The sequence below is a fragment of the Winogradskyella sp. PC-19 genome, assembly GCF_002163855.1.
Lineage (GTDB): Bacteria > Bacteroidota > Bacteroidia > Flavobacteriales > Flavobacteriaceae > Winogradskyella.
This window is the reverse complement of the sequence record NZ_CP019332.1, coordinates 1,784,129-1,809,575: the sequence shown is the minus strand read 5'-3', so window position 1 is coordinate 1,809,575 and position 25,447 is coordinate 1,784,129. Positions and strand designations below refer to the sequence as shown.

Below are 25,447 nucleotides of genomic sequence, written 5' to 3'. Positions count from 1 at the left end.
TTGACTACTAACTCTAACCAAATTTACAAAATGATTAAAAAATTACGTTTACTGCTAGGTAGTGTTTCTCTGCTTATAGTGGCAATTAGTGTATTTACTTTAACAACAGAAAATGAAAGTAAAAAAGAATATTTAAGTCTAGATGAGCAACGTTTACAACATGCAAAAGTTGTGGCAAGCTCACCATTTAAAGAAACTCTAACTTGGGACAAAAAGAAACGAAAGCAAGCAGGTCTCCCACCTAATCGCTATTTTGAGCAAATGTGGGAATTATCTATTAATCCTTCTACAGGAAAATTAGATAATGACGAGCTTAATATTATAAGAGAAAATCTTAGAGTGGAACGACAAGCTCAACGAAATCCTGGTGAAGCAGGGAATGCTTGGGAAGAGAGAGGACCAAATGATATTGGTGGTCGTACACGCGTGATTATGTTTGATCCAAATGACTCAAGCAACAATACAGTATATGCTGGCGGTGTTAGTGGTGGACTTTGGAAAAATACCAATATTACAAATACCAATTCTTTATGGACACGTGTACAAAATGTTCCTGGAAATTTAGCTGTAACTTCAATAACTGTTGATCCAAATAATTCTAACCGTTGGTTTGTTGGAACAGGAGAACAATATACTGCTGGTGATGTTGTAGGTAACGGAGTTTATGTAACAACTGATGGCGGTAATTCTTGGAGTGCTCTAAATATTCCTGCTGCTGGACCTGCAACTTTTGATTTTAGTGCCACTAATTTATTCCTGTCAGGTTTTTTCTATGTAAACGATGTTTTAGCATGGAATAATAATGGTAATACTGAATTATTTGTTGGTGTTGGTGCGCAAATTTATGGAGATGCATCAAGCCCAAATAACTATTTAGGATTGCAAACGGCAGGATTATATCATTCAGCAAATGGAGGTACAACTTGGAATAGAATAGAGTCTGCTAACATGGAAGCAAATACGTCAGGTGCTAATACATATTATGTCATCCCTAACGATTTAGAAGTTGGTGCAGATAATAAACTTTGGATGGGATCAATCTCTAACGCTTTTGGAAGTGGTGGAGGAAAAGTATATAGCTCAACGAACGGAACAACTTGGACAGAAGCAGGTGCTTCTCCATTAACAGATTCTAATCGTGTTGAGTTAGAACCATCAGCATCTAATCCTAATAAATTATACGCCTTAACACAAGGTGCTGGTGCTGCACCAGTTCATATTTATAGTACAACTAACGGTTTTGGAAGCATTTCTTCTACAAGTCTACCAAACGATGCAGACACAGGTATTCCTGCAAATGATTTTTGTAGAGGTCAAGCTTTTTATGACTTAGTTATTGAAGCGGATCCAAACAATGATAATATTGTTTATGTAGGTGGTATTGATTTATTTAAAAGTACCAATAGTGGTTCTTCGTGGTCACAATTATCGCATTGGTATGGTGGATTCGGTCAACCTAATAATGTACACGCCGATCAGCATTCAATTGCTTTTGGTAATAATTCTTCATCTCGTATGTTATTTGGAAATGATGGTGGTGTGTATTACTCAGGTAATGCAGGTTCTACAATTACTAAACGTGTTAACGGTTATAACGTGACGCAATATGTAAAAGCAGGAATTGGTCCTGATGGTCAAGGAAGCTCAAATGTTATTTTTACAGCTGGTGCACAAGATAATGGTTCGCAAGGATTTAGAGGGAATAATACCTCGCCAGGCGTTAATGGTTCTGAAGAGCTAAGTGACGGTGATGGTTTTTACACATTTGTAGATAAAGACGGTCAGTATATGATTGCCACTTATGTTTACAATCAAATTTATAGGTTTAATTTACCTTGGAATGGACTTGGAAGACGTCAAGGAGGAGCAACAACACTTTCTAGTGATCAAGCTTCTGGAGATTTTGTAAACCAAATGGGTTATGATAGTGATGCTAATCGTTTATTGACTAATTCATCATCAGGTTCAACATTTAGAATAAAGAGTATTAATGTGGCTTCAAATTCTAGTGGAACTTTAACAAATGCAGCTTTAACAGGTAAGCCAACTGCCTTTGGTGTTTCACCTTTTGCAAACAATACATGGCACGTAGGCTTAGCTAATGGTGGACTTTTAAGATTAACAAATGTTACAAACTCAAGCGCAACATTTACCACGATTAGTACACCATTTGTTGGTGCAGTATCTTCAGTAAGATATGGGGAAACAGCTAATGATATTTTTGTTACTATTCATAATTATGGAGTAACAAGTGTTTGGGCAACTTCTAATGGAGGTTCGTCATGGCAAAATAAAGAAGGTGATTTGCCAAATATTCCTGTAAGAGATATGCTTCAAAATCCTTTAAATAGAAATGAAGCTATTTTAGCAACACAATTAGGTATTTGGTCAACAAATAATTTTAACGATGCAAATCCATCATGGTCTCAAGCCTATAATGGTATGAGCGATGTTAGTGTAACATCTCTTGATTATTGGGCTGTTAACGGAAATGATGCTGATAATAAGATTATTGCTTCGACATATGGACGTGGTGTATTTACGGGTAAATTTGAAGCAACAACAGTTGTAGATAACGATGCACCAACGGCTCCAACAAGTCTTTCAGCATCAAATACTACTCAGAATTCTACAGATTTAAGTTGGACAGCCTCTACAGATAATATAGAGGTTTCTGGATATGATGTATTTAGAGATGGAACAGTTATAGGTTCAGTTTCTGGCACAACAACAAGTTATCAAGCAGCAGGATTATCTGCAAATACAACATATGCATTTAGTGTTAAAGCTAAAGATGCAGCAGGAAATGAATCGGTTTTAAGTAATGTTGTCAATGTTACGACTGAAGCACCAGATACAACTGCACCATCGGCTCCGACTAGTTTAGTTGCTTCAGGAGTTACTGAAAATTCAGCAAATTTATCATGGACAGCATCTACAGATAATGTTGGCGTAGCGTCTTATGACATTTTAAGAGACGGAACTGTTGTAGGAAATTCAACTAATACAAATTTTACGGCAACAGGTTTAACTGCCGAAACACAATATACTTTTACAGTTTTTGCAAAGGATGCCGTAGGAAATACATCTGCAGTGAGTAATACTGCAACTATTACTACCGATGCTGTACCAGTTACGTATTGTGCATCACAAAGTTCTAATGTTAATGACGAGTATATTAGCCGAGTTCAATTAAATACCATTGATAATACATCTGGAGCTCAATTTTATTCTGACTTTACTAGTACTTCAACAACTTTAACTAAAGATGTGCAGTATACAATTTCGGTCACGCCAACTTGGACTGGTACTTTATATAACGAAGGTTATTCAGTATGGATAGATTACAATAAAGATGGTGATTTTACAGATGCAGGCGAACAAGTATTTACTGCAGTACCTTCTCAGACGACACCTGTAAGCGGAAGTTTTACAGTACCATCATCGGCGTCAGAGGTTTCAACACGCATGCGTGTAACAATGAGTTATAATGCTAATGTAGACTCATGTGCTTCTTTCACTTATGGAGAAGTTGAAGATTATACAGTAGTTATTGAAGGTTCTGGTCCGGATACAGAAGCACCAGTTATTACATTGAATGGCGCTTCAACAATTAACTTAGATCAAGGTGAAGCTTATAATGAACTTGGTGCAACTGCAACAGATAATATAGATGGTGATTTAACATCAAGTATTGTAACATCTGGAACAGTAAATACAAACACTCCAGGAACATACACTGTTACGTATAGTGTTAGCGATGCTGCAGGAAATAATGCGTCTACGACACGTACTGTAAATGTTATTGCAGACACTACATCTCCAGTAATTACCTTAAATGGGTCACCATCAGTAACTTTAGAATTGCAACAGGCCTATAACGAACTAGGAGCGACAGCGACAGATAATGTCGATGGTGATTTAACATCGAGTATTGTAACTTCAGGTTCGGTAAATACAAATGTAGCAGGAACATATACGATAACATATAGTGTAAGTGATGCTGCTGGAAATAGTGACAGCGCTACCCGAACAGTAACGGTAAATCCAGATACAACTGCACCAGTAATTTCATTAGTAGGTGCTGCAACAATAAATTTAAATGTTGGAGATTCTTATACTGAGCAAGGCGCAACAGCGACGGATAATATAGATGGTAATTTAACATCAAGTATAGTTACAACAGGAACTGTAAACACAAATACAGCAGGAACATATACTGTTACTTATAGTGTAAGTGATGCCGCAGGAAACTCAGCATCAGAAACAAGAACGGTAGTTGTAAGTGCAGATACAGTAGCCCCAGTAATCACATTATTAGGTTCAGCAACAGTTAATTTAACTGTAGGTGATGCATACAATGATGCAGGCGCAACAGCGACAGATAATATAGATGGAAACTTAACATCAAGTATCGTAGTTTCAGGTTCAGTAAATACAAACGTAGCTGGGAATTATACACTGACTTATAATGTCAATGATGCGGCAGGAAATGCAGCAACACCAGTAATAAGAACTATAAATGTAAATGAAGTTGCAAATGGTTGTTCAGGCGGAGTTTCGACCTTCCCATATTCAGAAGGTTTTGAAAGTGGCATTGGTGCATGGACACAATCTAGTGCAGATGATATAAACTGGACAGTAGACGCTAATGGTACGCCATCGAATAATACAGGGCCATCAAGTGCAATTCAAGGAAGTAACTATATTTATGTAGAAGCATCTGGTAATGGTACAGGTTTCCCTAACAAGCGCGCAATTATTACGTCACCATGTTTTGATTTATCATCGGTAACAGAAGCCAACTTTACATTTAAGTACCACATGTTTGGTTCTACAAACGGCGGTTCAGTAAACTTAGAAGTTAGTAATGATGAAGGCGCAACATGGACAAGTTTATGGAATCAGACAGGTAATCAGGGTAATCAATGGTTGACGGTTAACATTGATTTAGCAGCTTATATAGGCGGTGGTATTCAATTACGATTCAATAGAATTACTGGAGGCACATGGCAATCTGATGTAGCGATAGATGATATTAGCTTAACGGACGGCGTTGTAACAACACCATCATGTTCTGGTGGCATAACATCATTTCCGTACAGTCAAAGTTTCGAAGGTTCTATTGGCGACTGGTCGCAGAGTAGTGCAGATGATTTAAACTGGACAGTAGATAACAATGGGACACCATCAAATGGAACAGGACCATCTAACGCTACTCAAGGTACAAGATATATATTCGTAGAAGCTTCAGGAAATAATACAGGATATCCTAATAAGCGAGCAATTATTAACTCGCCATGTTACGATTTATCATCTGAGTCTGCGGCAACGTTCTCATTTGACTATCATATGTTTGGTGCAACAGATATGGGAAGTATTGCGTTAGAAGCAAGTAATGATAACGGTGGATCTTGGACAACATTATGGAGTGAAACAGGAAATAAAGGAAATCAATGGTTGTCTCAAAACGTAGATTTATCTGCCTTTATTGGAAACAGTGTACAACTCAGATTTAACAGGGTTACGGGAAGTACGTGGCAAGCTGATATTGCAATTGATAATATTAATTTATTTGCAGGAACTACAACGCAAGCTGAAGAGGTTCTAACTGACTTAGTAGATAATATAGATACTATTGAAAGTTCAGTTCGTTTCTATCCAAACCCTGCATCATCTTCTGTAAACGTAGGTTTAGGTTTAGATATGCAAAACGGGCCAGTAGATATGACTTTGAAGATTTACGATTTAACAGGTAAAATGGTTAATCGTGTTCAATGGTCTGTTAATGCATCTACTTCCGAGAAGCAAATAAATATTTCAAATCTGAATAGTGGAATTTATATGTTAAGTATTGAAGGTTCTAATGGATTTAGAAAAACCCAAAAGCTTATGAAAAAATAAGTTTTTAATTCCCCTTTAATTATAAAAAATCCAGGTAAGAGATTGCCTGGTTTTTTTCAATTAATAATATACTCAGCTGTTTTTATATACAATTATTACGGAAAAACCGTAAATCGTCAATTAAAAACTCTTAAAGTTTAGAATTAGAACTCCTTGCTTGCAAGTTTTTTCTAACTTCAGAGAACATCTAACCTTTAATTAATTTTTTTACTATGAAATTAAAATTACTACTACTCTTTTTTACTATTAGCTCAACCATGCTTTGGGCTCAAAACAAAAATTTATGGACCAATAATAGTAATTCAAAAATTACTCTAACTAAGTCTAATCATCAAAGTTTAAATAACTACATAGTCTATGGCTTAGATAAACAGACTTTAAAAACATCACTGACTAATGCTCCTTCAAGGACTGATTTTAATTCTACATCTAATGTTATTGTAGGATTCCCTAACCACAAAGGAGAAATCAAAAAATTTAGAATTACTGAGGCATCTACAATGCATCCAGATTTACAGGAAAGGTATCCTGAGATAAGGTCTTATTTTGGGCAAAGCATAGAGGACTCTTCTTCTCAAATAAGATTTAGTTTTTCTCCTTATGGGCTTAGTGCTATGATATTATCTTCAGAAGACGGTAATACATTTATAGAACCAAGTAAAAATGATTCAAATAGTTTTGTTGTATACAATAGAGTAAATAGAATTAATTCTAACGATGCGTTTGAGTGTGAGGTTACTGATCAGATGAACAAATCTTTGGAAATTGGGAATGGGTTAAGAAATGCCGATGACGGAATTTTAAGAACTTTTAGATTAGCCGTTTCTACTACAGGAGAATATACACAGTATCATGGAGGAACTAAAGCTCAAGCCTTAGCAGCTATTAATACAACAATGACTCGTGTTAATGGACTTTTTGAAAATGACTTTAACGCAACGATGGTATTGATTGCAAATACTGATGACGTTATTTATACTAATGCTAATTCAGACCCTTATTCAAATGGAGGTTTTAATAGTCAAGTACAGAACACCCTTACCAGTGTAATAGGAGAAGCTAATTATGATGTTGGCCATTTATTTGCAAGAGCTTCAGATAATGGAAATGCAGGTTGTATTGGATGTGTATGTGTCAATGGTCAAAAAGGAAGTGCGTTTACATCTCGTTCAACTCCAGAAGGGGATCCATTTGATGTAGATTATGTCGCACATGAGTTAGGACATCAGTTTGGTGGTAATCACACTTTTTCATTTAGAAATGAAGGTACTAATGCTCATTTTGAAGCTGGAAGTGGAACTACAATAATGGGATATGCTGGTATTACAGGAGCTACAGATGTTCAGAGTAATAGTGATCCATATTTTCATTGGTTTACGATTCAGCAAGTAACAAATTATATTAAGACTACAAGTTGTCAAACAAACACAAATACTGGCAACGCTGTACCTACTGTAAATGCTGGATTAAACTACACTATTCCAAAAGGAACACCGTTTGTTCTAGAAGGAACTGCATCAGACTCTAACTCTGGAGATGTGTTGACATATTGCTGGGAACAGGCAGATGAGAATAACGCAGCAACAACTTTTCCAAGTACAACCGCGACTTCTGGTGTGGCATTTAGATCATTTGAACCAACAACTGATAATAAGAGATATTTCCCAAGACTTCAAACTATTAAAACAGGAGCAACTTCTTGGCAATGGGAAGCAATCCCTAACGTGGCACGTGCTTTAAATTTTAGATTAACTGTAAGAGATAATAGAGCTGGAGGAGCCACTAATAATAGTGATGACACTCGTATTACGGTTAATGGAACAGCTGGACCATTTATTGTTAATTCTCCAAATACTAATGTCACATGGAATGCAGGAACAACACAAACTGTCACATGGGATGTAGCTGGAACTACTGGAAATGGAATAAATGCTGCTAACGTTGATATTCTTTTATCTACAGATGGCGGAGATACGTATCCTATTTCATTAGCAACTAATGTAACAAATGATGGTTCTCAAGACATACTAGTGCCTAATAACCAAGGTAGTCAAAACAGAATAATGGTTAAGGCTTCTAATAATGTTTTCTTTGACATATCGAATGCAAACTTTTCTATAGCAGGTCAAGTTATTTGTAATGCTATTGTTCCGACAGGGTTAACAGCTTCAAATATAGCAGAAACATCTGCTACATTATCTTGGGATGCTGTATCAGGAGCATCTTATGACTTAAGATATAGACAAGTGGGAACTTCAACATGGAATACTGTAAATGTTAATGGAATTTCTACTTCAGTTTCTGGCTTAGCAGCATTAACTCAGTATGAGGCTCAGGTAAGAAGTGAATGTCCTGATACTAGTACTTCATCTTTTTCAAGTTTAATTAATTTTACAACTACCGATGTTCAACTTAATTATTGTAACTCTACAAGTTCCAATGTTAATGATGAGTTTATCAGCCGTGTTCAATTAAATACTATAGATAATGCATCAGGAGCACAATTTTATTCCGACTTTACGAGTATATCTACTACCTTAACAAAGGATACGCAGTATACAATTTCCGTAACGCCAACATGGACTGGCACTTTATATAATGAAGGCTATGCTGTATGGATTGATTACAATAAAGATGGTGATTTTACAGATGCAGGCGAACAAGTATTTACTGCAGTACCTTCTCAGACGACACCTGTAAGCGGAAGTTTTACAGTACCATCATCGGCGTCAGAGGTTTCAACACGCATGCGTGTAACAATGAGTTATAATGCTAATGTAGACTCATGTGCTTCTTTCACTTATGGTGAAGTTGAAGATTATACAGTAGTTATTGAAGGTTCTGGTCCAGACACTACATCTCCAGTAATTACCTTAAATGGGTCACCATCAGTAACTTTAGAATTGCAACAGGCCTATAACGAACTAGGAGCGACAGCGACAGATAATGTCGATGGTGATTTAACATCGAGTATTGTAACTTCAGGTTCGGTAAATACAAATGTAGCAGGAACATATACGATAACATATAGTGTAAGTGATGCTGCTGGAAATAGTGACAGCGCTACCCGAACAGTAACGGTAAATCCAGATACAACTGCACCAGTAATTTCATTAGTAGGTGCTGCAACAATAAATTTAAATGTTGGAGATTCTTATACTGAGCAAGGCGCAACAGCGACGGATAATATAGATGGTAATTTAACATCAAGTATAGTTACAACAGGAACTGTAAACACAAATACAGCAGGAACATATACTGTTACTTATAGTGTAAGTGATGCCGCAGGAAACTCAGCATCAGAAACAAGAACGGTAGTTGTAAGTGCAGATACAGTAGCCCCAGTAATCACATTATTAGGTTCAGCAACAGTTAATTTAACTGTAGGTGATGCATACAATGATGCAGGCGCAACAGCGACAGATAATATAGATGGAAACTTAACATCAAGTATCGTAGTTTCAGGTTCAGTAAATACAAACGTAGCTGGGAATTATACACTGACTTATAATGTCAATGATGCGGCAGGAAATGCAGCAACACCAGTAATAAGAACTATAAATGTAAATGAAGTTGCAAATGGTTGTTCAGGCGGAGTTTCGACCTTCCCATATTCAGAAGGTTTTGAAAGTGGCATTGGTGCATGGACACAATCTAGTGCAGATGATATAAACTGGACAGTAGACGCTAATGGTACGCCATCGAATAATACAGGGCCATCAAGTGCAATTCAAGGAAGTAACTATATTTATGTAGAAGCATCTGGTAATGGTACAGGTTTCCCTAACAAGCGCGCAATTATTACGTCACCATGTTTTGATTTATCATCGGTAACAGAAGCCAACTTTACATTTAAGTACCACATGTTTGGTTCTACAAACGGCGGTTCAGTAGACTTAGAAGTTAGTAATGATGAAGGCGCAACATGGACAAGTTTATGGAATCAGACAGGTAATCAGGGTAATCAATGGTTGACGGTTAACATTGATTTAGCAGCTTATATAGGCGGTGGTATTCAATTACGATTCAATAGAATTACTGGAGGCACATGGCAATCTGATGTAGCGATAGATGATATTAGCTTAACGGAAGGTGGCACCAATCCACCAGCTGGTTGCGATACATTGAATTTCAATGATTATACTCTTAATTCATTTTCAACTCAAGATGCTAGCGGTACAAATTCTATTGGAAATGGAGGCGCATCATTGACGTTAAGTAATAATACTTGGAAGTATATTGATTTCCCATATACAGTTACTACAAATACTGTAATTGAGTTAGAGTTTAGTAGTACTTCAGAAGGTGAAATTCATGGCATTGGATTTGAAAATGATAATTCACTAACATCTTCATTCTACTTTAAACTCTATGGAACACAGAATTATGGAATTACTAATTTTGACAATTATACTAGCGGAACAACAACATACGTTATTCCTGTAGGTGATTCTTATACGGGAGTTATGGATAGGTTAGTATTTATAAATGATAACGATGCTGGTTCTGGTAACAATTCTACATTTGCCAATGTAAAAATCTATGAAACATCTTGTCCAAGTTCTAGAGGAGAAGTTGTTTTTGGCGAAAGAGTAGATATACTTGGTAACGAGGATGAAAATGCATTTAATATGAAAATGTACCCTAACCCAGTTAAAGATGTCCTATATGTTGAGACTACAGGTATAGAAAATGCATCTTATAGAATTGTAAATATGTTAGGACAAACAGTATTGCGTGGTTCATACATTAATCAAATTGAAGTTGGAACTTTAAATAGCGGTATGTATTTCCTAGAAGTAAATACTGGTAAAGAATCTGTATCTCAAAAATTCATTAAAAAATAATCCCAACCAGAATTTTTTAATGCAACGAAAAAGCTCAGATTAATTTCTGAGCTTTTTTTATTATAAATGAGGATTTTTTAAATGTGTTTTATCTCATTGTCATGGAGTAACTCATCACCGCGTAATCGCAAGAAAATCTGTGCGACAGCAATTGTATCTTTTTCGCAATAGATAATGATGCGGTCAATGTCGTTTTCATCATAATACACATGGTAAACTTCACTACCATCTATATCATCTTTGGGAGAAGGAATACCTAAAACATTAGTCAATAATTTTAATGATGTGTAGGTTTTATAGTCGCCAAACTTCCATAATTCGAGAGTGTCTAAATGAGGAACTTCCCAAGGCTTTTTCCCAAATAAATTAAGCTTATAAGGTAATTCTATATTGTGAATAATCATTCGCCTAGCGATATAAGGGAAGTCAAATTCTTTCCCGTTATGTGCACAAAGCAAATGTTTTTGTTGACTAAAATGCGAGATTAATAGATTTTTGAAGTCTTTTAAAATTGTAATTTCATCACCGTAAAAAGAAGTGACTCTAAAAGCTCTTATATCACCTTCCATTTTAAAGTAACCGACAGAAATACAGATAATTTTCCCAAATTCTGCCCAAATACCAGCACGGTCATAAAACTCTTCAGCAGTATAATCATCTCTCCGTTGGTACTTTGATTTAGATTCCCAAAGCTCTTGTTTAGTAGTGTCTAAATCTTTGAAATTTTCAACTTCTGGTACGGTTTCTATATCAAGAAATAGTATGTTTTCAAGATTGAGTTTAGAAATCATAGTAGGATTATTTTTAAGACTTAAAAAGTAAATTTAGTTGCTTTCCAAACATGGCTGAAACACCAGCGGAAATACCACCAACTAATCCAGTGACTAAAATAAGTAAATATTCATTTCCTCCCAAAGGCAATAAAACAGCAATCTTTTTTGCTAAAATATAGTCGTTAGCACTACTTAATGAAAATGCATAAATTGCCCAAAATATGAGTATGGCAACAAAAGGAATAAAGAAAACCGAAGCTCTTTTAAGAGGAATTAATACTGCCGAAACAAACCCAGAAATCATAACTGACCACCAAGGTATAAATTGTGATAAAATCACTGCTAAAACAATAGTTATTATAAAATTAATGCTATTCTTTTTCATATTAGTTTGAAGGCTTTAAAGTTTGTAAAGATGTGGTTGAAGTACTATCCGTTTTAGATTGCATAAAGTTGATTTTAAAATAGTTCCCTTTTGCCCAATCATCAATAAAATTATCGTAATATTTACTACCTGGATTTCCGGATTGCCCACCAGGATATATACCATATCCTTTTGGTGTATCTCCCATTTCTACAACCATACGCCATGAAGGGCCATGATTTCTAGTAGTCGCATTTACCGTATTTCCGTCGCCGCCAATTGGGATATTTTGTACTGAAAATGCCGGTAATGCTTGGAGTAAATGCCCTACATAAGTACGCTTATAATTTGCCCAGTCATAATCTCCATTTTTTTCTGCCCATTTGTTTAATTTTTCAACCGTTGTAATAAAAGATTGCTTGATTAAATCTTTAGCTGTTTCTTTCTCTGGTGTATTCTGGATATCCATAAAATCATCATTTGGATGATTTTTCAGCATATACATATACTGATAAGTAAAAGGCCATTTTAAGGTTTCGTCTTCTACGTCGAATTCATCCCAAACTAAATTGTAAAGCGCATTGTTCCAACTAGAAAAGAAACCAGGTGCTTTACTCTCTATATGGTTATCAAAGTCCCAAGCTTTCATTAAATCATAGGCTTCTTTTTCAGCATCATTTAATTCTGAAACATCTAAATTTTCAATGAGGTATGGTACAATTTCACTTGCTTTCAAGTTAAAATTACTATTCTGTAAGTCCTTAAAATCTTGAATGTCAAATTCTTCTTTTGACCTTAAAAAATCATTAATTATTCGGGAACGATAGGTGTCATAGCCATCATTATACACATAAAATGGGTACATAGAGTCAGTTGGGTGTTGATTGGCAGAACTCAAAAAACCACGCTCAGGGTTTTTACTGTGTGCATTGTATTTTGAAGGAATATAACTTTGCCAATCATGTTCTGGTTTACTACCATCAAGTAGAAACTTGCCTTGACCTTTCCATTTATTAGCAAATTGTCCTTGTACCCACATGCCTATATCACCTGTTTTTGAAGCAAAAATAAAATTCTGTGCCGGTGCTACATGATTTTTAATAGCATCACGGTAGTCATCATAATTTTTACCTCGATTGAGCTTATAAAACAAGTCTGTGAAGTTATGACCGGTATGTCCTGCCCATTTCATAGCATAACCTTTAAGTTCATCATCGCTGCGAAATGTGCGGTCGTAACTTACAGGACCATGATGTGTGTAAACAACAGAGTCTATATAGGTCTTGGCACCTTTAATTTTAATTTCTTCGAGACGTAATTCAGTTTTTTTCCATTGGTTATTGTACTTATAGGCTTGACGATTTTGGTCTTCAAACTCTATTTTGTACCAATCTTTAACGTCTCTAGTAGCGTTTGTTACACCCCAAGAAATATCCTCGTTAAAACCAATAATCACACCGATAGTTCCAGGCAATGTTGCGCCATAAACATTATGTTCTGGCGTAGATAATTGCATCACAAACCAAATAGATGGCAAGTTTAATCCTAAATGTGGATCACTGGCTAAAATAGCATTCCCAGATGATGATTTTTTTGGCGAAATTGCCCAGTTATTACTACCATTATTTGGGTGTGGTTTTTCCATTAGTTTTGAAATAGAAACCGAATCTTTTGGTAATTCGCTATCTGGAATTTGCGTAATTTCGGTATCAATAAAACTCCAATCTGTTTCTTTAGGAACGACTGGGTCAATAATATCATAGAAATCAGGAAATAGCATGTCAAAACGTTCTTTACCAAATTTCTTGAGTGTATTGGTAAACTCTAAATCATATTCACGGCCGCATAGCATATCTGTCATATACATTAATAGATGCATTGTTTTTTCGGTACTCCAAGCTTCTGGTGCATAGCTTAGTAATTTGTATTCTACAGGGTAATTTTCAGCTGATAAGCTATTGATATATGCATTAACACCAGAACTATAGGCTTCTAATAAAGCTAAAGCTTCTGGGTCTTTTTTGATGATATTCAAGCTATTTTCTGCACCGAAAAGCATACCGTTACGACGTTGTTCGCGGTCGTATTCTAAAGCGCTCTCGCCAAGAATTTCAGATAAGCGACCAGCCGCCGCATAAGTTTGAAACTCCATTTGCCACAAACGATGTTTTGCTGTGATATAGCCTTGTGCTTTGTATAAATCGGTATCGTTTTTGGCGAATATATGCGGAATCAATTGGGCATCGTAATGCACAGTCACTTCGTTCTCTAAAGATGGAATTAAGATTTCTCCTGTGATGATTTCTTCGCTTTCATTTTGCCAAATGCCTTGGTTTGGTGCCAAGAATTTACCAAGCGCAGGGATACTTCCAAATTTGGTGTTTAGAGCATAAAAAACACCTGCTGCAAGAGTGAAAGAAAGGATTAGTTTTACGTATTTCATAGTTTATTTTTCTAACATTTTATAAGCCTCTTCAATATATAGACTAATGTCGTCTGTGTAGGTTTTGGTGCCAATATCAGGTGATTTTTGATGACCTAATCTTACAATAATCACATTGTCTTCTGGCTGTACAAATACATATTGTCCCAAATGGCCGCGCATCATAAAAAAGTCTTTGCCCATGTGTTTTTTAAGCCACCAACCGTAACCATATTCTGGACTTTGAGGAAATCTTGGCACTACAGATTTAGCTACAAAAGCAGAATCTAAAATTTGTTTACCATTCCATTTGCCATGGTCTTTATAAAGTTTTCCGAAACGTGCAAAATCTTTGGCGTTACTCGCAATACAGCAATACGCTTTTACTAAGTCTTTTTTTCTGCTATCGACTTGCCAAAGCGTTTCATTTTCACTTCCTAAGGGTTTCCAAAAGCTTTCTTCAAAATAATCATAGAGTTTTTTTCCTGTTGCTTTTTCGATGACCATGGCTAACATCTGGGTATCGCCACTGGCATATTTAAAAGCTTGTCCAGGTTCGTCAACTACTTTAAGACCATTCATAACTTTTGCTAAATCGTCATCAAAATAAGCACGAGTCGTTATGGATAATGGTGAATAATAGGCTTCGTCCCAATTGGTACCAGAAGACATGCTACTCAAATCTCCCACAGTCATTTTAGCTGCTTTACCATCACAAAATGCTGGCAGAAAATCGCAAACAGGTTGATCTAAACTTTTAATATGACCTTGCATAATGGCTTTACCCATTAAACCAGATACATAACTTTTTGCCATCGAAAAAGAGTTGGATTTAGAATCTTGATTAAAACCATCGTAATAATTCTCAAACCAAATACTGTCATTTTTTATAATTACGTATGCAATGCTTCCCCAATCTTTATTAGCCTTTGTTAAACGTTCAGTTTCTTTTTTAGAGTTGTAGTCAAGATGATAAGGCCAAGTTTGTGGATTGTCACTTGCTTCTATTTGTTGATTGTCAAAGTGTTTATAATCTTCAAGATATGCAGTTGTATGACCACGCATGTAAATGGTTCTTACCGCTTTTAATAAATAATCAGTATCTGTTATGTAAAGGATTGCGATTAATAATCCGAAGAATATGACTAGAACTTTTAGTAGTTTTTTCAGGAATTTCATTAATGGTAAGTATTAGTTTTTTGTTTTACGTTTATTGAGTTTCTCTTTATAAAAACTTTTGTCAGCGATATAAAGTGTTTTATTAAAAGTAGCAATTATATTCTGCTTTTCATCAACGAGACTCATGGTTTTTAAAATGTCTGTTTCGTTATTTTTTTCAATGACTTTTTTTAGTACTCTGATTTCGTCTTCTGAGAAGATAAACTCGCCATAAATAGTGCTTTTTGCAGGTTTTTTATAGCGTGCTTCTACTGCTTTGTCCCAAACTACATAATCATTTCCAAGTATTTGAATCAATTGTATCATATAAATAGGGTCAGTTGCAGATAACATACTACCTCCAAAAATTGAGCCTGCATAATTTCGGTTTTTCCAATTGAGTTTTAGTCGGATTTTTACATAATGTAAATCGTCACTAACGGAAATCAGTTTTGCAGTAGAGCGTCTATACATTGGTGACCAATTAAAGCCATACTTGTAAATTGTAGAGACTTTAATGAATCTTTTTAAAAATTCTGTACCCGACTTATACATTAAAATAAAGTTTGTTGTTTGTTTTCACTTTCATGATTAATTAGCCATTGCTTTCTGTGTAAACCGCCTGCATAACCTGTTAAACTGCCGTCACTGCCAATAACGCGATGACAAGGCACAATTATCCAAAGTGGATTTTTGCCATTAGCATTTGCTACAGCTCTTATTGCTTTTGGGTCGCCTATTTTTTTGGAGAGTTCTAGATAAGAACATGTTTTACCAAACGGAATTTGCTGTAAATATTGCCATACTTTTTTCTGAAAATGAGTACCCAAAGGATTTAATTTTAAATCAAAATCTTTTCGTTCTTCTCTAAAATAAGCTTTGAGTTGGGTGACACAATCGCGTAAATCTTCAGGAATATATTCTGATAACCCTTCAGTTGTATCTTTTATTGAAACTGAAGAGACACCATTGATATCGCCAGTAATTACGGCGTGACCTAAAGGCGTTTCAACAGTGCAAGTTTGCATTAATCTTCGGTATTGTCTTCTTCTATTATACCAAGGCGTTTTGCTCTAGTTTCCCAGCTTTTGCGTGCTAATAGTTGTAGGTCAGAAACATTATCACTTTCGTCCATAATTTCAAGCCCAAGAAGCGTTTCGATAACGTCCTCCATAGTTACTAAACCACTAACAGAACCGTATTCGTCAACTACTAAAGCCATGTGGTTTCGACTTTCAACCAATTGCTCAAATAATGTTGGTATTGGCAAACTACGATTTACAATGATAATATTTCGTTTTAACTCAGATAAGAGTTTTTCGCCATTTCCAAATGCCATTTCTTTAAAAACATCAACTTTTAAAACAAGGCCTGTAATATTATCAGAATCGTCTGTATAAACAGGTATTCTAGAGAATCTAATGTTAGAATTTGCATTAAAAAAAGCTTCGACTGTCATGGTTTCATTCTCTGTTTTCATGACCGTACGTGGTGTCATAACATCTTTGGCTTGTACTTCTTTAAAGTTGAGTAAATTTTTAATAACCTTACTCTCACTTTCCTCAAAGACACCTTCTTCGTGTGCAATTTCTGCCATTGCAGCAAAACCTTCACGACTTAAAACACTACCATGACCTTTGCCTCCAATAAGTTTTGTGGTCAATTGCAAAATCCATAGAATCCCAGTCCATTTGAGCGGGAATATTAAAATATTTAGCGCTTTTGTAGTAAAATTTGCTAATTGCTTCCAATAAGTAGCCCCAATAGTTTTTGGTATAATTTCGGAAGCGACTAATATTAGAATCGTCATAATTGTTGAAACTACACCAACCATCAGGTCTTCTGTAAAATTTATTCCAAAAACACTGATGGTTTCTGAACCATACATTTCAGCATAAGCTACTTTTGCCTGTACACCAACTAAGATAGCACCTACTGTATGTGCAATAGTATTTAGAGTTAAAATGGCAATTAATGGTCTATCGACATCTTTTTTTAAGGTTTCTAAATCGGCTGCGTACGCTTTGCCTTCATTTTTCTTAAGATTTAAAAATGTTGGTGTGATACTTAAAAGGACAGCCTCTAAAATGGAACATAAAAAAGAAAAAAATATTGAAATAACTGCGTAGAAAACGAGTAAACCCATTAATTGTATGTTGAATTAGTTAGTGCTAATTTACGAAATGAAAGATTAAAAATAAACTAAAAGCCCACAACTCATAAAGTTGTGGGCTTTTCAAATTTTTAAAGCTATTGTGCTTTAATTCTTTTTTGCACTTTCAGCTACCCTTTGGCTTCGTTCTAAATCTCTTTGAGCACGCTCAAGATCACGTTGTGCGCGTTCCATATCTCGTTTAGCGCGTTCTACTTTTTTGGCTTCTTCCTTTTCTTTACTTGAGCCAGAAACATAATATTTTAATTCTTGCCCCATAGCTTTTACTTTTTCTATAAATGCCTCAGAAGTATAATCTAAGTCTAAGTAAATACGAAGTCGCCCATTTGTAAGCTTACACTCAAAAACTTCATTACCGTTTTTGCTATCAGACCATAGGTAGGTGTTTCCATCTATTTTTAATCCATTTTTCCCTAATTGTTCTAATAATAGTTTCTTGACACCATTATTTTTTGATTTGTGATAGCTTGCTTTAAGCTTGTAAGCATCATCTGATTGCGAAATGGATACAGAGCTGTTGTGTGTTTCGTCATCATCGTTGTCTATAGAGATAGAGTAAGATGTTCCAGAAGTAGATTTTACTGTTGGAGGTGTTGGTGGACTTGGAGGTGTACTTTGTGCATTTATGGATATTACTGAAAACAATAATGCTATTGCAGTAAAATAAACGCTTTTTTTTGCATCAATAATCCTGATACTTTGTTGTTTGTGTTTTGTTTTTGAAAAATTCATAATTATCCGATTTTTAATTGATTATGATACAAATGTATAAGACAATTATCCTTAAAAAAAGAAAATAGAAGCCGTTAACCTAGCGTTAACCAACACTAGAAGTTGTATTAACTTACCTTAAATTCAAGTCCAACATTTCTTATACTTTCAATAGAAATTAAAGGGTCTTGCTTAAAATATTTACGAAGTCTGCTGATAAAAACATCCATACTACGACCAGAGAAGAAATCGTCATTTTTCCAAACGGCTTTTAAGATGTCTTCGCGCTTTAGTAATTGGTTTTTATGCTCAAATAAGAAGTGGATGAGTTCGGCTTCTTTTTGTGTTAGCTGTTGTTTGTAATCACCACAAGTGAGTTCTAAGCGGTTAGTATTGAAGTTGTAGTTACTTATTTTTAAAACGTCTGTTTTTGGCAATTCTTCAGTAGCTTTTTCGGTACGTTTCAAAATGTTTTGAAGTCGTAAAACCAACTCGTCAGCTTCAAAAGGTTTTACGATGTAGTCGTCTGCACCGAGTTTAAGACCTCTTATTTTATCTTCTTTAAGCTTTCTGGCAGTAAGAAATATAAAGGGTGTTTCTGGTTTAAGTTCAATGACTTTTTCAGCTAATGTAAATCCATCCATTTTAGGCATCATAACATCAAAAACACAGATGTTAAACGTGTCTTTTTGAAAGCGTTCTAAAGCTGCTCTTCCATCTTTTTCCCAAGTAACTTGATATCCTGAAATTTTGAGATATTGTTTTAAAATATTTCCAAAATCAATATCGTCTTCAGCTAATAAAATCTGTTTCATCTGTTTATATTTATTGTTTTTTTAGGTCAGATGTAATTCGCATTAGTAATAATTCTTCATTTAAACTTTTAACTATGCTCATTTCATAATAGCTTATTAATTTAAAGGAATAGTTAATGCAAATGTGCTGCCTTTACCAATTTTGCTCTCTAGTTTTATGTCACCTTCGTGCGCTTTGATAATTTGATTGGTATAATATAAACCTAGTCCAAGACCTTTTACATCATGAATTTCTTTATTTCCAGCACGGAAAAACTTCTCAAAAATTAGTTTTTGGTCTTTATCTGAGATACCAATACCGTTGTCTTTGATTTCAATTTTTAGAATGTTATCTGCAATAACATTACAGTCAATTTTTAGAGTACTACCTGAATATTTTACAGCATTTTCTAGTATGTTGAGTATTGCAGTAGTAAGGTAAAATTTATCAATGGTTATGATTTTTGTCTTACCAGAGAATGTTCTGTTTAATTGGATATTTTCGTTATTTACTGACAATTCAAAATCATCCAAAACCGTATTAATATAATCTTCTATAACAATAGTTTCTTTGTTGAGTTTAATTTCGCGATACCCCAAACTATTATTCAATACTTGGTCAATTAGTTTTTGTAGGCGTTTGTTTTGACGTTCGATAGTATTCACGGTATTATCCATCAATTGGTGTTGCTGTTTCACATTATCGTTTTTTAGCATTTTTGTTGCTAATGTTAATGTAGCTAGAGGTGTTTTTAGTTCGTGTGTGATATTGTTAACGAAATCTGTTTTTATATCTGCAATTTTCTTTTGGGTAATAAGACTTTTGATAGAGTAGTAGAGTAGTCCAATAACAAATGCAAAGATGATTAAAGAAAGTAATAGCAATCCTAACATTTGTTTGAAAACAATGTTTTTCCAGCCAGCTATATCAATTTCATCTTCAGTTAAGAAAAGTAAGTAGAATGAAACTTCTTGATTGACGTCATTTATTACTCGGTTAGATGTATGCTCTGTTTCCCAAGATGTAGTACTTATTCTAATTGCATTCTCTTCTTCAATAAAATCGCCAATTATAATTTGTTTAGGTGCTTTTAAAGTATCAAAAAGCGTGTCGTTTTGCACGGAATCTAAAACGATAACAGCTTTTACCTTTTTGTGAAATTTGATTCCATAAGGAATGTTTTTTTTCACTAATTCTTTTTGATATTCTTTTCGGTAAGTATCATTAATTGAATCGATGACAAACTCCAATCCGTCAACAACATCGTTCTTTTTTGCGACACCTATTTTGTAATCTGCTAGTTTTTCTAAAAAGTTTTCTCTCCAGAAGTCAGTTAGTGAATCCAAGGCTGGTGAAAAATCATCTATTTTGGATACAGATTTTCTTGTTTCACTTATAAATGCATCTTTTTTAAGCTTGTAGGTGTTATTAATTAAGTATCCTTGAATAACAGATAGGGCAATTAATCCAAGAATTGCAGCTATAATTAGTACGTTTATTTTTTTCTTCATGTGGTTGGTCTACACTTTAAAAATACAAATCAAACTGTAAAACAGTACTTAGTTGGGTTGATTGGTTTATTTGATTGATGAAAAATCCAAGTACTGTTCTATCGGTTTGAGTAATGGCTTATCTGAAACGTCTTTTAGAATTCCAATTGTAACCCTTTGTCTCTTGATGCCTTTTTGAAATCTGATTGTTGTCTAAAGTTCTCATAATGTTCTGATTTTACGATTGATGATGATACAAATCTAGAACAGGAATTTTAGAAACACACATAAACAGTTAAGGTTAACCTAGCGTTAACCTTAAAAATCGAGAGATGTATTGTTTTTGTTAGGCTAGATGAAATTGAAAAGCATCTATGTTAACGGAGTAAATAGATATTAAGAAATCAATTTCACAACATCTTTAGCAAAGTAACTCGCTATAATATTCGCACCAGCACGTTTAATAGACGTTATTTGTTCTAGCATAACTGCATCATGGTCTAACCAGCCTTTTTCGGCAGCAGCTTTAAGCATAGCGTATTCGCCCGAAACTTGGTAAACAGCAATTGGTACATCAAAACTATTTCTGATATCGCGAACAATATCTAAATAGCATAATCCTGGTTTTACCATCACAATATCTGCACCTTCGTTGATATCCATTTCGGTTTCACGTATGGCTTCTTCGCGATTTGCAAAATCCATTTGATAGGTTTTTTTGTCTTTAGGAATATGTTGCAAATCTACAGGAGCAGAATCCAAAGCATCTCTAAATGGCCCATAAAAAGCTGAAGCATATTTTGCAGAATAACTCATGATGCCAACATCTATTAAGTTAGATTGGTCTAATGCTTCACGAATCCCCAAAATACGACCATCCATCATATCGCTTGGTGCAACAAAATCTGCACCAGCTTCGGCATGAGAGATACTCATTTCGGCCAAAACCTCGACAGTAGCATCGTTAATGATTTTTCCACCTTCAATAATACCATCATGACCATATGCTGAAAACGGGTCGAGTGCTACATCAGTCATAACTAACATATTTGGGCAAACATCCTTTACGGTTTTGATGGCGCGTTGCATCAAACCTTCTGGATTTAAAGCTTCCGTACCTTTATTATCTTTAAGATTATCAGGGACTTTTACAAATAGTAAAACAGATCTAAGACCTAAACTCCAAAGTGTTTTGATTTCATCTTTTAATAAATCTAAACTGTAACGATAGTAATTGGGCATTGAGGCTATTTCTTCTTTTATGCCTTTACCTTCAACAATAAAAAGAGGTACTAAAAAATCGTTTGGTGAGATATATGTTTCTCTTACTAAACTTCTAATAGCTTCGTTTGTTCTTAATCTTCGGTTTCTTCGTATTGGAAACATCTTTTTAAGTTTTAAGTTATTTTATTGTTATTCAGAACGCAGTGAAGAATCTGTACAAATAAGAGATTCATTGTTTCACTCTGAATGACAATGCTAAACCCAATCAGTCGGGTTTTGTAATACGTTAATTAATTTTTCTTCTTCACTACCAGCTTCTGGCTTATGGTCGTAAACCCATTGTACATTTGGTGGTAAACTCATGAGAATACTCTCAATGCGACCATTTGTTTTAAGCCCGAATAAAGTGCCTTTATCGTGCACTAAGTTAAATTCCACATAGCGACCACGTCTAATTTCTTGCCAATTGCGTTGTGTTTCAGTATAGTCTATATCTTTTCTTTTTTCTACAATAGGTACATAGGCGTCAAGAAAACTATCACCAACTTCGGTTACAAAGTTATACCAATCTTGCATTTGCATTGTCTCACTGGCTTTGCAATAATCAAAGAATAAACCGCCAAGACCACGACCTTCGTTTCGGTGAGCGTTGTAAAAATACTCGTCACAACGCGCTTTGTATTTTGGATAAAAATCATAGCTATGTTTATCACAAGCGGTTTTACATACTTGGTGAAAATGTTTGGCGTCTTCTTCAAATAAATAATATGGTGTTAGATCTTGTCCACCACCAAACCATTGGTCAGCAATATTTCCATCGGCATCATACATTTCAAAATAACGCCAATTAGCATGTACAGTTGGCACCATTGGATTTTTAGGATGCAAAACTAAGCTTAAACCGCAAGCAAAAAAATTGGCATCAACTACACCAAAATGCTGTTGCATAGTTTTTGGTAATTCGCCATGAACAGCAGAAATATTTACACCACCTTTTTCGAAAACACGACCATTTTCTATAACTCTTGTTCGTCCACCACCACCTTCTGGACGTTTCCATATGTCTTCTTTAAATCTTGCGACACCATCAATCTCTTCAAGTTTTGAGGTAATACGGTCTTGTAAAATTTGTATGTATTCGTAAAATTTATCTTTCATTATATAATTCAAATAACTCCATATCTAATGGCTTTTCACCTGGAGGTGTGTATTCTTCTTTAAGAGTTTTAACCCATTTAAAACCATTATTTTCTGCCACTTTCACACTTCCAATATTGGTTTTATGCGATATGATTTGTAGTGTCTCTAACCCCAAATTTTTAAACCCATGTTTTGATAGTGCTTTAACGGATTGAGAGATTAAGCCTTTGTTTTCGAACCTATAGTCAATGCAGTAGGCGAATTCACCTTGTTTTTTATCCCAGTCAAGTTCTTTTATGTAGATAAGACCAGCAAGTTTTCGATTTTCAGAATGTTTTAAAGTGAATAAAAACAACTCTTTGTTTTCAAAAGCTTTTACTTTTTCTTCAACAAAATATTGAGATAATGTTGGGTTTAAGTTTTGCTTAAGAGTTTCTGGGAAATAGCGTTTAAAGCGGTCTTGATTAGCAACGGCTAAATCGCAAATCTTCCAAGCATCTCCATTATGCACAGGATTGATTTCGTAACCGTTGAATTGAGCGACCATTATCTGTTTTCAATTATTTCAAAAGGTTCAAAGCCAATATGTTCTCCTTCATCGTCATCAAATAGTAAATCTACAGTAATAATAGAAGCCGATGTTACACTTAGTGGCAATACAAGTATTACTCCGATAACAGGAATAAATAATAAGAGTAAAAAACCAATACCATTGCCTATTGCCAAACCTCTATGTTTTTTTATAAAAGAAATACTTTCTCTGTAACTAAAATGACGTTCTAAAGTATAATCCATATTTGAAACACCTGCATAGTATGATTGTACTAAAAATAATAATGCAGTAGAAAAAATATTTACTACTGGAATAAACTTTAATAAAAGAATAGGCAATGTGTAGATAAGCTCTTTTACTAAATTTCTTAATCCAATACGTATACTACGAAAAAGTTGTTTTGAGAAAGTTGCATTGGTATAATTTTCTGCAGGCTGTCCAGTATAATAACTTTCTATTTTTTCTGATACAGGACTCATAAAAGGCGAAGACAAAGCCATTATTATATGTTTGTACATAATGATTCCTAAAGCAAAAAGTATGATTCCGCTAATAAAAGTTGAAATTGCAGTGAACGTAGATTTTCCTAAATCCCAAGGCCAAATGCCTGCAATCCATTCGCCTAAATTATCAGAAAGGCCATAAGCTGATGCAAAAATCAAAATAAAAACAGCTAGACTTATAAGCATAGGTATTACAAAGTACTTCCATAATTTCAGTTTAGAAATTAAACTATAAGCACCAGTATAAACTTGCAGTCCTTTGAGTATATTTTGAATCATCTTTTTTGTTTTTTGTTTAATAGAACTCGTCTATTAAACAAGACGCATAAATTGACAATGTGTTACGCTAAAAGCATCAGCAATTTAAGACTTATATTCTTTTACCGCATCAATAAATGTTTTGGCATTGTCAAGCGGGATATTTGGTAAAATACCATGACCTAAATTTACGATGTATTTATCCTTACCAAATTCGTTAATCATTTGGTGTACCATTTTCTTGATTTTCGCTGGAGGAGAAAACAAACGAGTTGGGTCAAAATTACCTTGTAATGTAATGTTCCCTCCAGTTAAATATCGAGCATTTCTAGCAGAACACGTCCAATCAACACCTAATGCAGAAGCTCCAGATTTTGCCATTTCTCCTAGAGCAAACCAACAGCCTTTACCAAAAGCAATCACCGGCGTTTCGTCTTTTAAAGCATCAATGATTTGCTGAATATATTGCCATGAAAATTCTTGATAATCTACAGGAGACAACATGCCGCCCCAAGAATCAAAAACTTGTACAGCATTAACACCAGCTTTTACTTTCTCTTTTAAGTAAGCTATTGTAGTATCTGTTATTTTTTGAAGTAATCCATGTGCCGCAATTGGATTTGTAAAACAAAATTCTTTGGCTTTGTCAAAATTTTTGCTGCCTTGACCTTGTACACAATAGCACAATATTGTCCAAGGAGAACCAGCAAAACCAATTAATGGCACTTCATCGTTTAGTTTTTCTTTGGTTGCTTTTATAGCCTGATAAACGTAATCTAACTCTACTTTTACATCAGGAACAATAACATTATCAACATCTTTTTGTGAGCGAACTGGATTTGGTAGATAAGGTCCAAAATTAGGTTTCATTTGTACCTCTATATTCATTGCTTGTGGAATTACTAAGATGTCACTGAATAAAATAGCAGCATCCATGCCATATCTTCGGATAGGTTGTACTGTGATTTCACTAGCTAATTCTGGTGTCTGGCAACGTGTAAAAAAATCATACTTAGCCTTTATTTCCATGAATTCTGGCAAATATCGACCAGCTTGACGCATCATCCATACCGGAGGACGCTCTACAGTTTCTCCTTTTAAAGCTCTTAAAAATAAATCGTTCTTAATCATG

The 25,447-nt window shown here is 34.8% G+C and carries 17 protein-coding genes; 2 read left to right on the top strand and 15 right to left on the bottom strand.

Annotation, left to right across the window (positions count from 1 at the left end; all coding sequences use genetic code 11):
• The first annotated feature begins 30 nt into the window (after positions 1-30).
• Both BTO05_RS14125 and BTO05_RS08215 read left to right on the top strand, forming a co-directional pair.
• On the top strand, positions 31-5,904 hold the full coding sequence (locus tag BTO05_RS14125) for an immunoglobulin-like domain-containing protein (RefSeq protein WP_198295214.1): 5,874 nt from the start codon (positions 31-33) through the stop codon (positions 5,902-5,904).
• Positions 5,905-6,116: 212 nt separating this feature from the next.
• Complete coding sequence (locus BTO05_RS08215; RefSeq protein ID WP_087492202.1) at positions 6,117-10,751, top strand: immunoglobulin-like domain-containing protein; 4,635 nt, start codon at positions 6,117-6,119, stop codon at positions 10,749-10,751.
• A 77-nt stretch (positions 10,752-10,828) separates the two neighbouring features.
• Here BTO05_RS08215 and BTO05_RS08210 read toward each other — a convergent pair whose 3' ends face one another.
• From BTO05_RS08210 to hemE, 15 genes are all read right to left on the bottom strand, one after another.
• The gene (locus tag BTO05_RS08210; protein ID WP_087492201.1) at positions 10,829-11,542 is read right to left on the bottom strand and encodes a 3'-5' exonuclease; all 714 of its coding nucleotides are present in this window, start codon (positions 11,540-11,542) and stop codon (positions 10,829-10,831) included.
• 13 nt (positions 11,543-11,555) lie between these two features.
• Entirely contained in the window at positions 11,556-11,909 is a 354-nt protein-coding gene (locus BTO05_RS08205) for a hypothetical protein (RefSeq protein ID WP_087492200.1), read from the bottom strand.
• A 1-nt stretch (position 11,910) separates the two neighbouring features.
• Positions 11,911-14,331 carry a penicillin acylase family protein gene (locus BTO05_RS08200; protein ID WP_087492199.1) on the bottom strand — a complete coding sequence of 807 codons (2,421 nt, stop codon included), beginning with the start codon at positions 14,329-14,331 and terminating at the stop codon, positions 11,911-11,913.
• A 3-nt stretch (positions 14,332-14,334) separates the two neighbouring features.
• Positions 14,335-15,489 carry a serine hydrolase domain-containing protein gene (locus BTO05_RS08195; protein WP_087492198.1) on the bottom strand — a complete coding sequence of 385 codons (1,155 nt, stop codon included), beginning with the start codon at positions 15,487-15,489 and terminating at the stop codon, positions 14,335-14,337.
• 12 nt (positions 15,490-15,501) lie between these two features.
• On the bottom strand, positions 15,502-16,023 hold the full coding sequence (locus BTO05_RS08190; RefSeq protein ID WP_087492197.1) for a DUF4442 domain-containing protein: 522 nt from the start codon (positions 16,021-16,023) through the stop codon (positions 15,502-15,504).
• Positions 16,023-16,496, bottom strand: coding sequence for a methylated-DNA--[protein]-cysteine S-methyltransferase (locus BTO05_RS08185; protein WP_087492196.1), 474 nt, complete (start codon positions 16,494-16,496; stop codon positions 16,023-16,025). Before BTO05_RS08185 ends, BTO05_RS08190 begins: the two co-directional genes overlap by 1 nt.
• A complete protein-coding gene (locus BTO05_RS08180) occupies positions 16,496-17,614 on the bottom strand; it encodes a CNNM domain-containing protein (RefSeq protein ID WP_087492195.1) in 1,119 nt (372 codons plus the stop codon). Before BTO05_RS08180 ends, BTO05_RS08185 begins: the two co-directional genes overlap by 1 nt.
• Before the next feature lie 114 nt (positions 17,615-17,728).
• Complete coding sequence (locus BTO05_RS08175) at positions 17,729-18,373, bottom strand: hypothetical protein (protein ID WP_087492194.1); 645 nt, start codon at positions 18,371-18,373, stop codon at positions 17,729-17,731.
• Between the two features lie 107 nt (positions 18,374-18,480).
• The gene (locus BTO05_RS08170) at positions 18,481-19,167 is read right to left on the bottom strand and encodes a response regulator transcription factor (protein ID WP_087492193.1); all 687 of its coding nucleotides are present in this window, start codon (positions 19,165-19,167) and stop codon (positions 18,481-18,483) included.
• Between the two features lie 96 nt (positions 19,168-19,263).
• On the bottom strand, positions 19,264-20,658 hold the full coding sequence (locus tag BTO05_RS08165; RefSeq protein ID WP_087492192.1) for a sensor histidine kinase: 1,395 nt from the start codon (positions 20,656-20,658) through the stop codon (positions 19,264-19,266).
• A gap of 375 nt (positions 20,659-21,033) precedes the next feature.
• The gene (gene hemB, locus BTO05_RS08160) at positions 21,034-22,023 is read right to left on the bottom strand and encodes a porphobilinogen synthase (RefSeq protein ID WP_087492191.1); all 990 of its coding nucleotides are present in this window, start codon (positions 22,021-22,023) and stop codon (positions 21,034-21,036) included.
• A 93-nt stretch (positions 22,024-22,116) separates the two neighbouring features.
• Positions 22,117-23,019 (bottom strand): oxygen-dependent coproporphyrinogen oxidase, encoded by a 903-nt coding sequence (gene hemF, locus BTO05_RS08155; protein ID WP_087492190.1) that lies wholly within the window; start codon positions 23,017-23,019, stop codon positions 22,117-22,119.
• On the bottom strand, positions 23,009-23,548 hold the full coding sequence (locus BTO05_RS08150) for a GNAT family N-acetyltransferase (protein ID WP_087492189.1): 540 nt from the start codon (positions 23,546-23,548) through the stop codon (positions 23,009-23,011). Before BTO05_RS08150 ends, hemF begins: the two co-directional genes overlap by 11 nt.
• Complete coding sequence (locus BTO05_RS08145; protein ID WP_087492188.1) at positions 23,548-24,336, bottom strand: EI24 domain-containing protein; 789 nt, start codon at positions 24,334-24,336, stop codon at positions 23,548-23,550. The genes BTO05_RS08150 and BTO05_RS08145 overlap by 1 nt, the downstream gene beginning before the upstream one ends.
• An 84-nt stretch (positions 24,337-24,420) precedes the next feature.
• Positions 24,421-25,446 (bottom strand): uroporphyrinogen decarboxylase, encoded by a 1,026-nt coding sequence (gene hemE, locus BTO05_RS08140; protein ID WP_087492187.1) that lies wholly within the window; start codon positions 25,444-25,446, stop codon positions 24,421-24,423.
• Between the last annotated feature and the right edge of the window lies 1 nt (position 25,447).

Bases quoted from the DNA above. Each gene is read 5' to 3' on its own strand.
- BTO05_RS14125 (WP_198295214.1), top strand. From the start codon at position 31: ATGATTAAAAAATTACGTTTACTGCTAGGTAGTGTTTCTCTGCTTATA.
- BTO05_RS08215 (WP_087492202.1), top strand. From the start codon at position 6,117: ATGAAATTAAAATTACTACTACTCTTTTTTACTATTAGCTCAACCATG.
- BTO05_RS08210 (WP_087492201.1), bottom strand. From the start codon at position 11,542: ATGATTTCTAAACTCAATCTTGAAAACATACTATTTCTTGATATAGAA.
- BTO05_RS08205 (WP_087492200.1), bottom strand. From the start codon at position 11,909: ATGAAAAAGAATAGCATTAATTTTATAATAACTATTGTTTTAGCAGTG.
- BTO05_RS08200 (WP_087492199.1), bottom strand. From the start codon at position 14,331: ATGAAATACGTAAAACTAATCCTTTCTTTCACTCTTGCAGCAGGTGTT.
- BTO05_RS08195 (WP_087492198.1), bottom strand. From the start codon at position 15,489: ATGAAATTCCTGAAAAAACTACTAAAAGTTCTAGTCATATTCTTCGGA.
- BTO05_RS08190 (WP_087492197.1), bottom strand. From the start codon at position 16,023: ATGTATAAGTCGGGTACAGAATTTTTAAAAAGATTCATTAAAGTCTCT.
- BTO05_RS08185 (WP_087492196.1), bottom strand. From the start codon at position 16,496: ATGCAAACTTGCACTGTTGAAACGCCTTTAGGTCACGCCGTAATTACT.
- BTO05_RS08180 (WP_087492195.1), bottom strand. From the start codon at position 17,614: ATGGGTTTACTCGTTTTCTACGCAGTTATTTCAATATTTTTTTCTTTT.
- BTO05_RS08175 (WP_087492194.1), bottom strand. From the start codon at position 18,373: ATGAATTTTTCAAAAACAAAACACAAACAACAAAGTATCAGGATTATT.
- BTO05_RS08170 (WP_087492193.1), bottom strand. From the start codon at position 19,167: ATGAAACAGATTTTATTAGCTGAAGACGATATTGATTTTGGAAATATT.
- BTO05_RS08165 (WP_087492192.1), bottom strand. From the start codon at position 20,658: ATGAAGAAAAAAATAAACGTACTAATTATAGCTGCAATTCTTGGATTA.
- hemB (WP_087492191.1), bottom strand. From the start codon at position 22,023: ATGTTTCCAATACGAAGAAACCGAAGATTAAGAACAAACGAAGCTATT.
- hemF (WP_087492190.1), bottom strand. From the start codon at position 23,019: ATGAAAGATAAATTTTACGAATACATACAAATTTTACAAGACCGTATT.
- BTO05_RS08150 (WP_087492189.1), bottom strand. From the start codon at position 23,548: ATGGTCGCTCAATTCAACGGTTACGAAATCAATCCTGTGCATAATGGA.
- BTO05_RS08145 (WP_087492188.1), bottom strand. From the start codon at position 24,336: ATGATTCAAAATATACTCAAAGGACTGCAAGTTTATACTGGTGCTTAT.
- hemE (WP_087492187.1), bottom strand. From the start codon at position 25,446: ATGATTAAGAACGATTTATTTTTAAGAGCTTTAAAAGGAGAAACTGTA.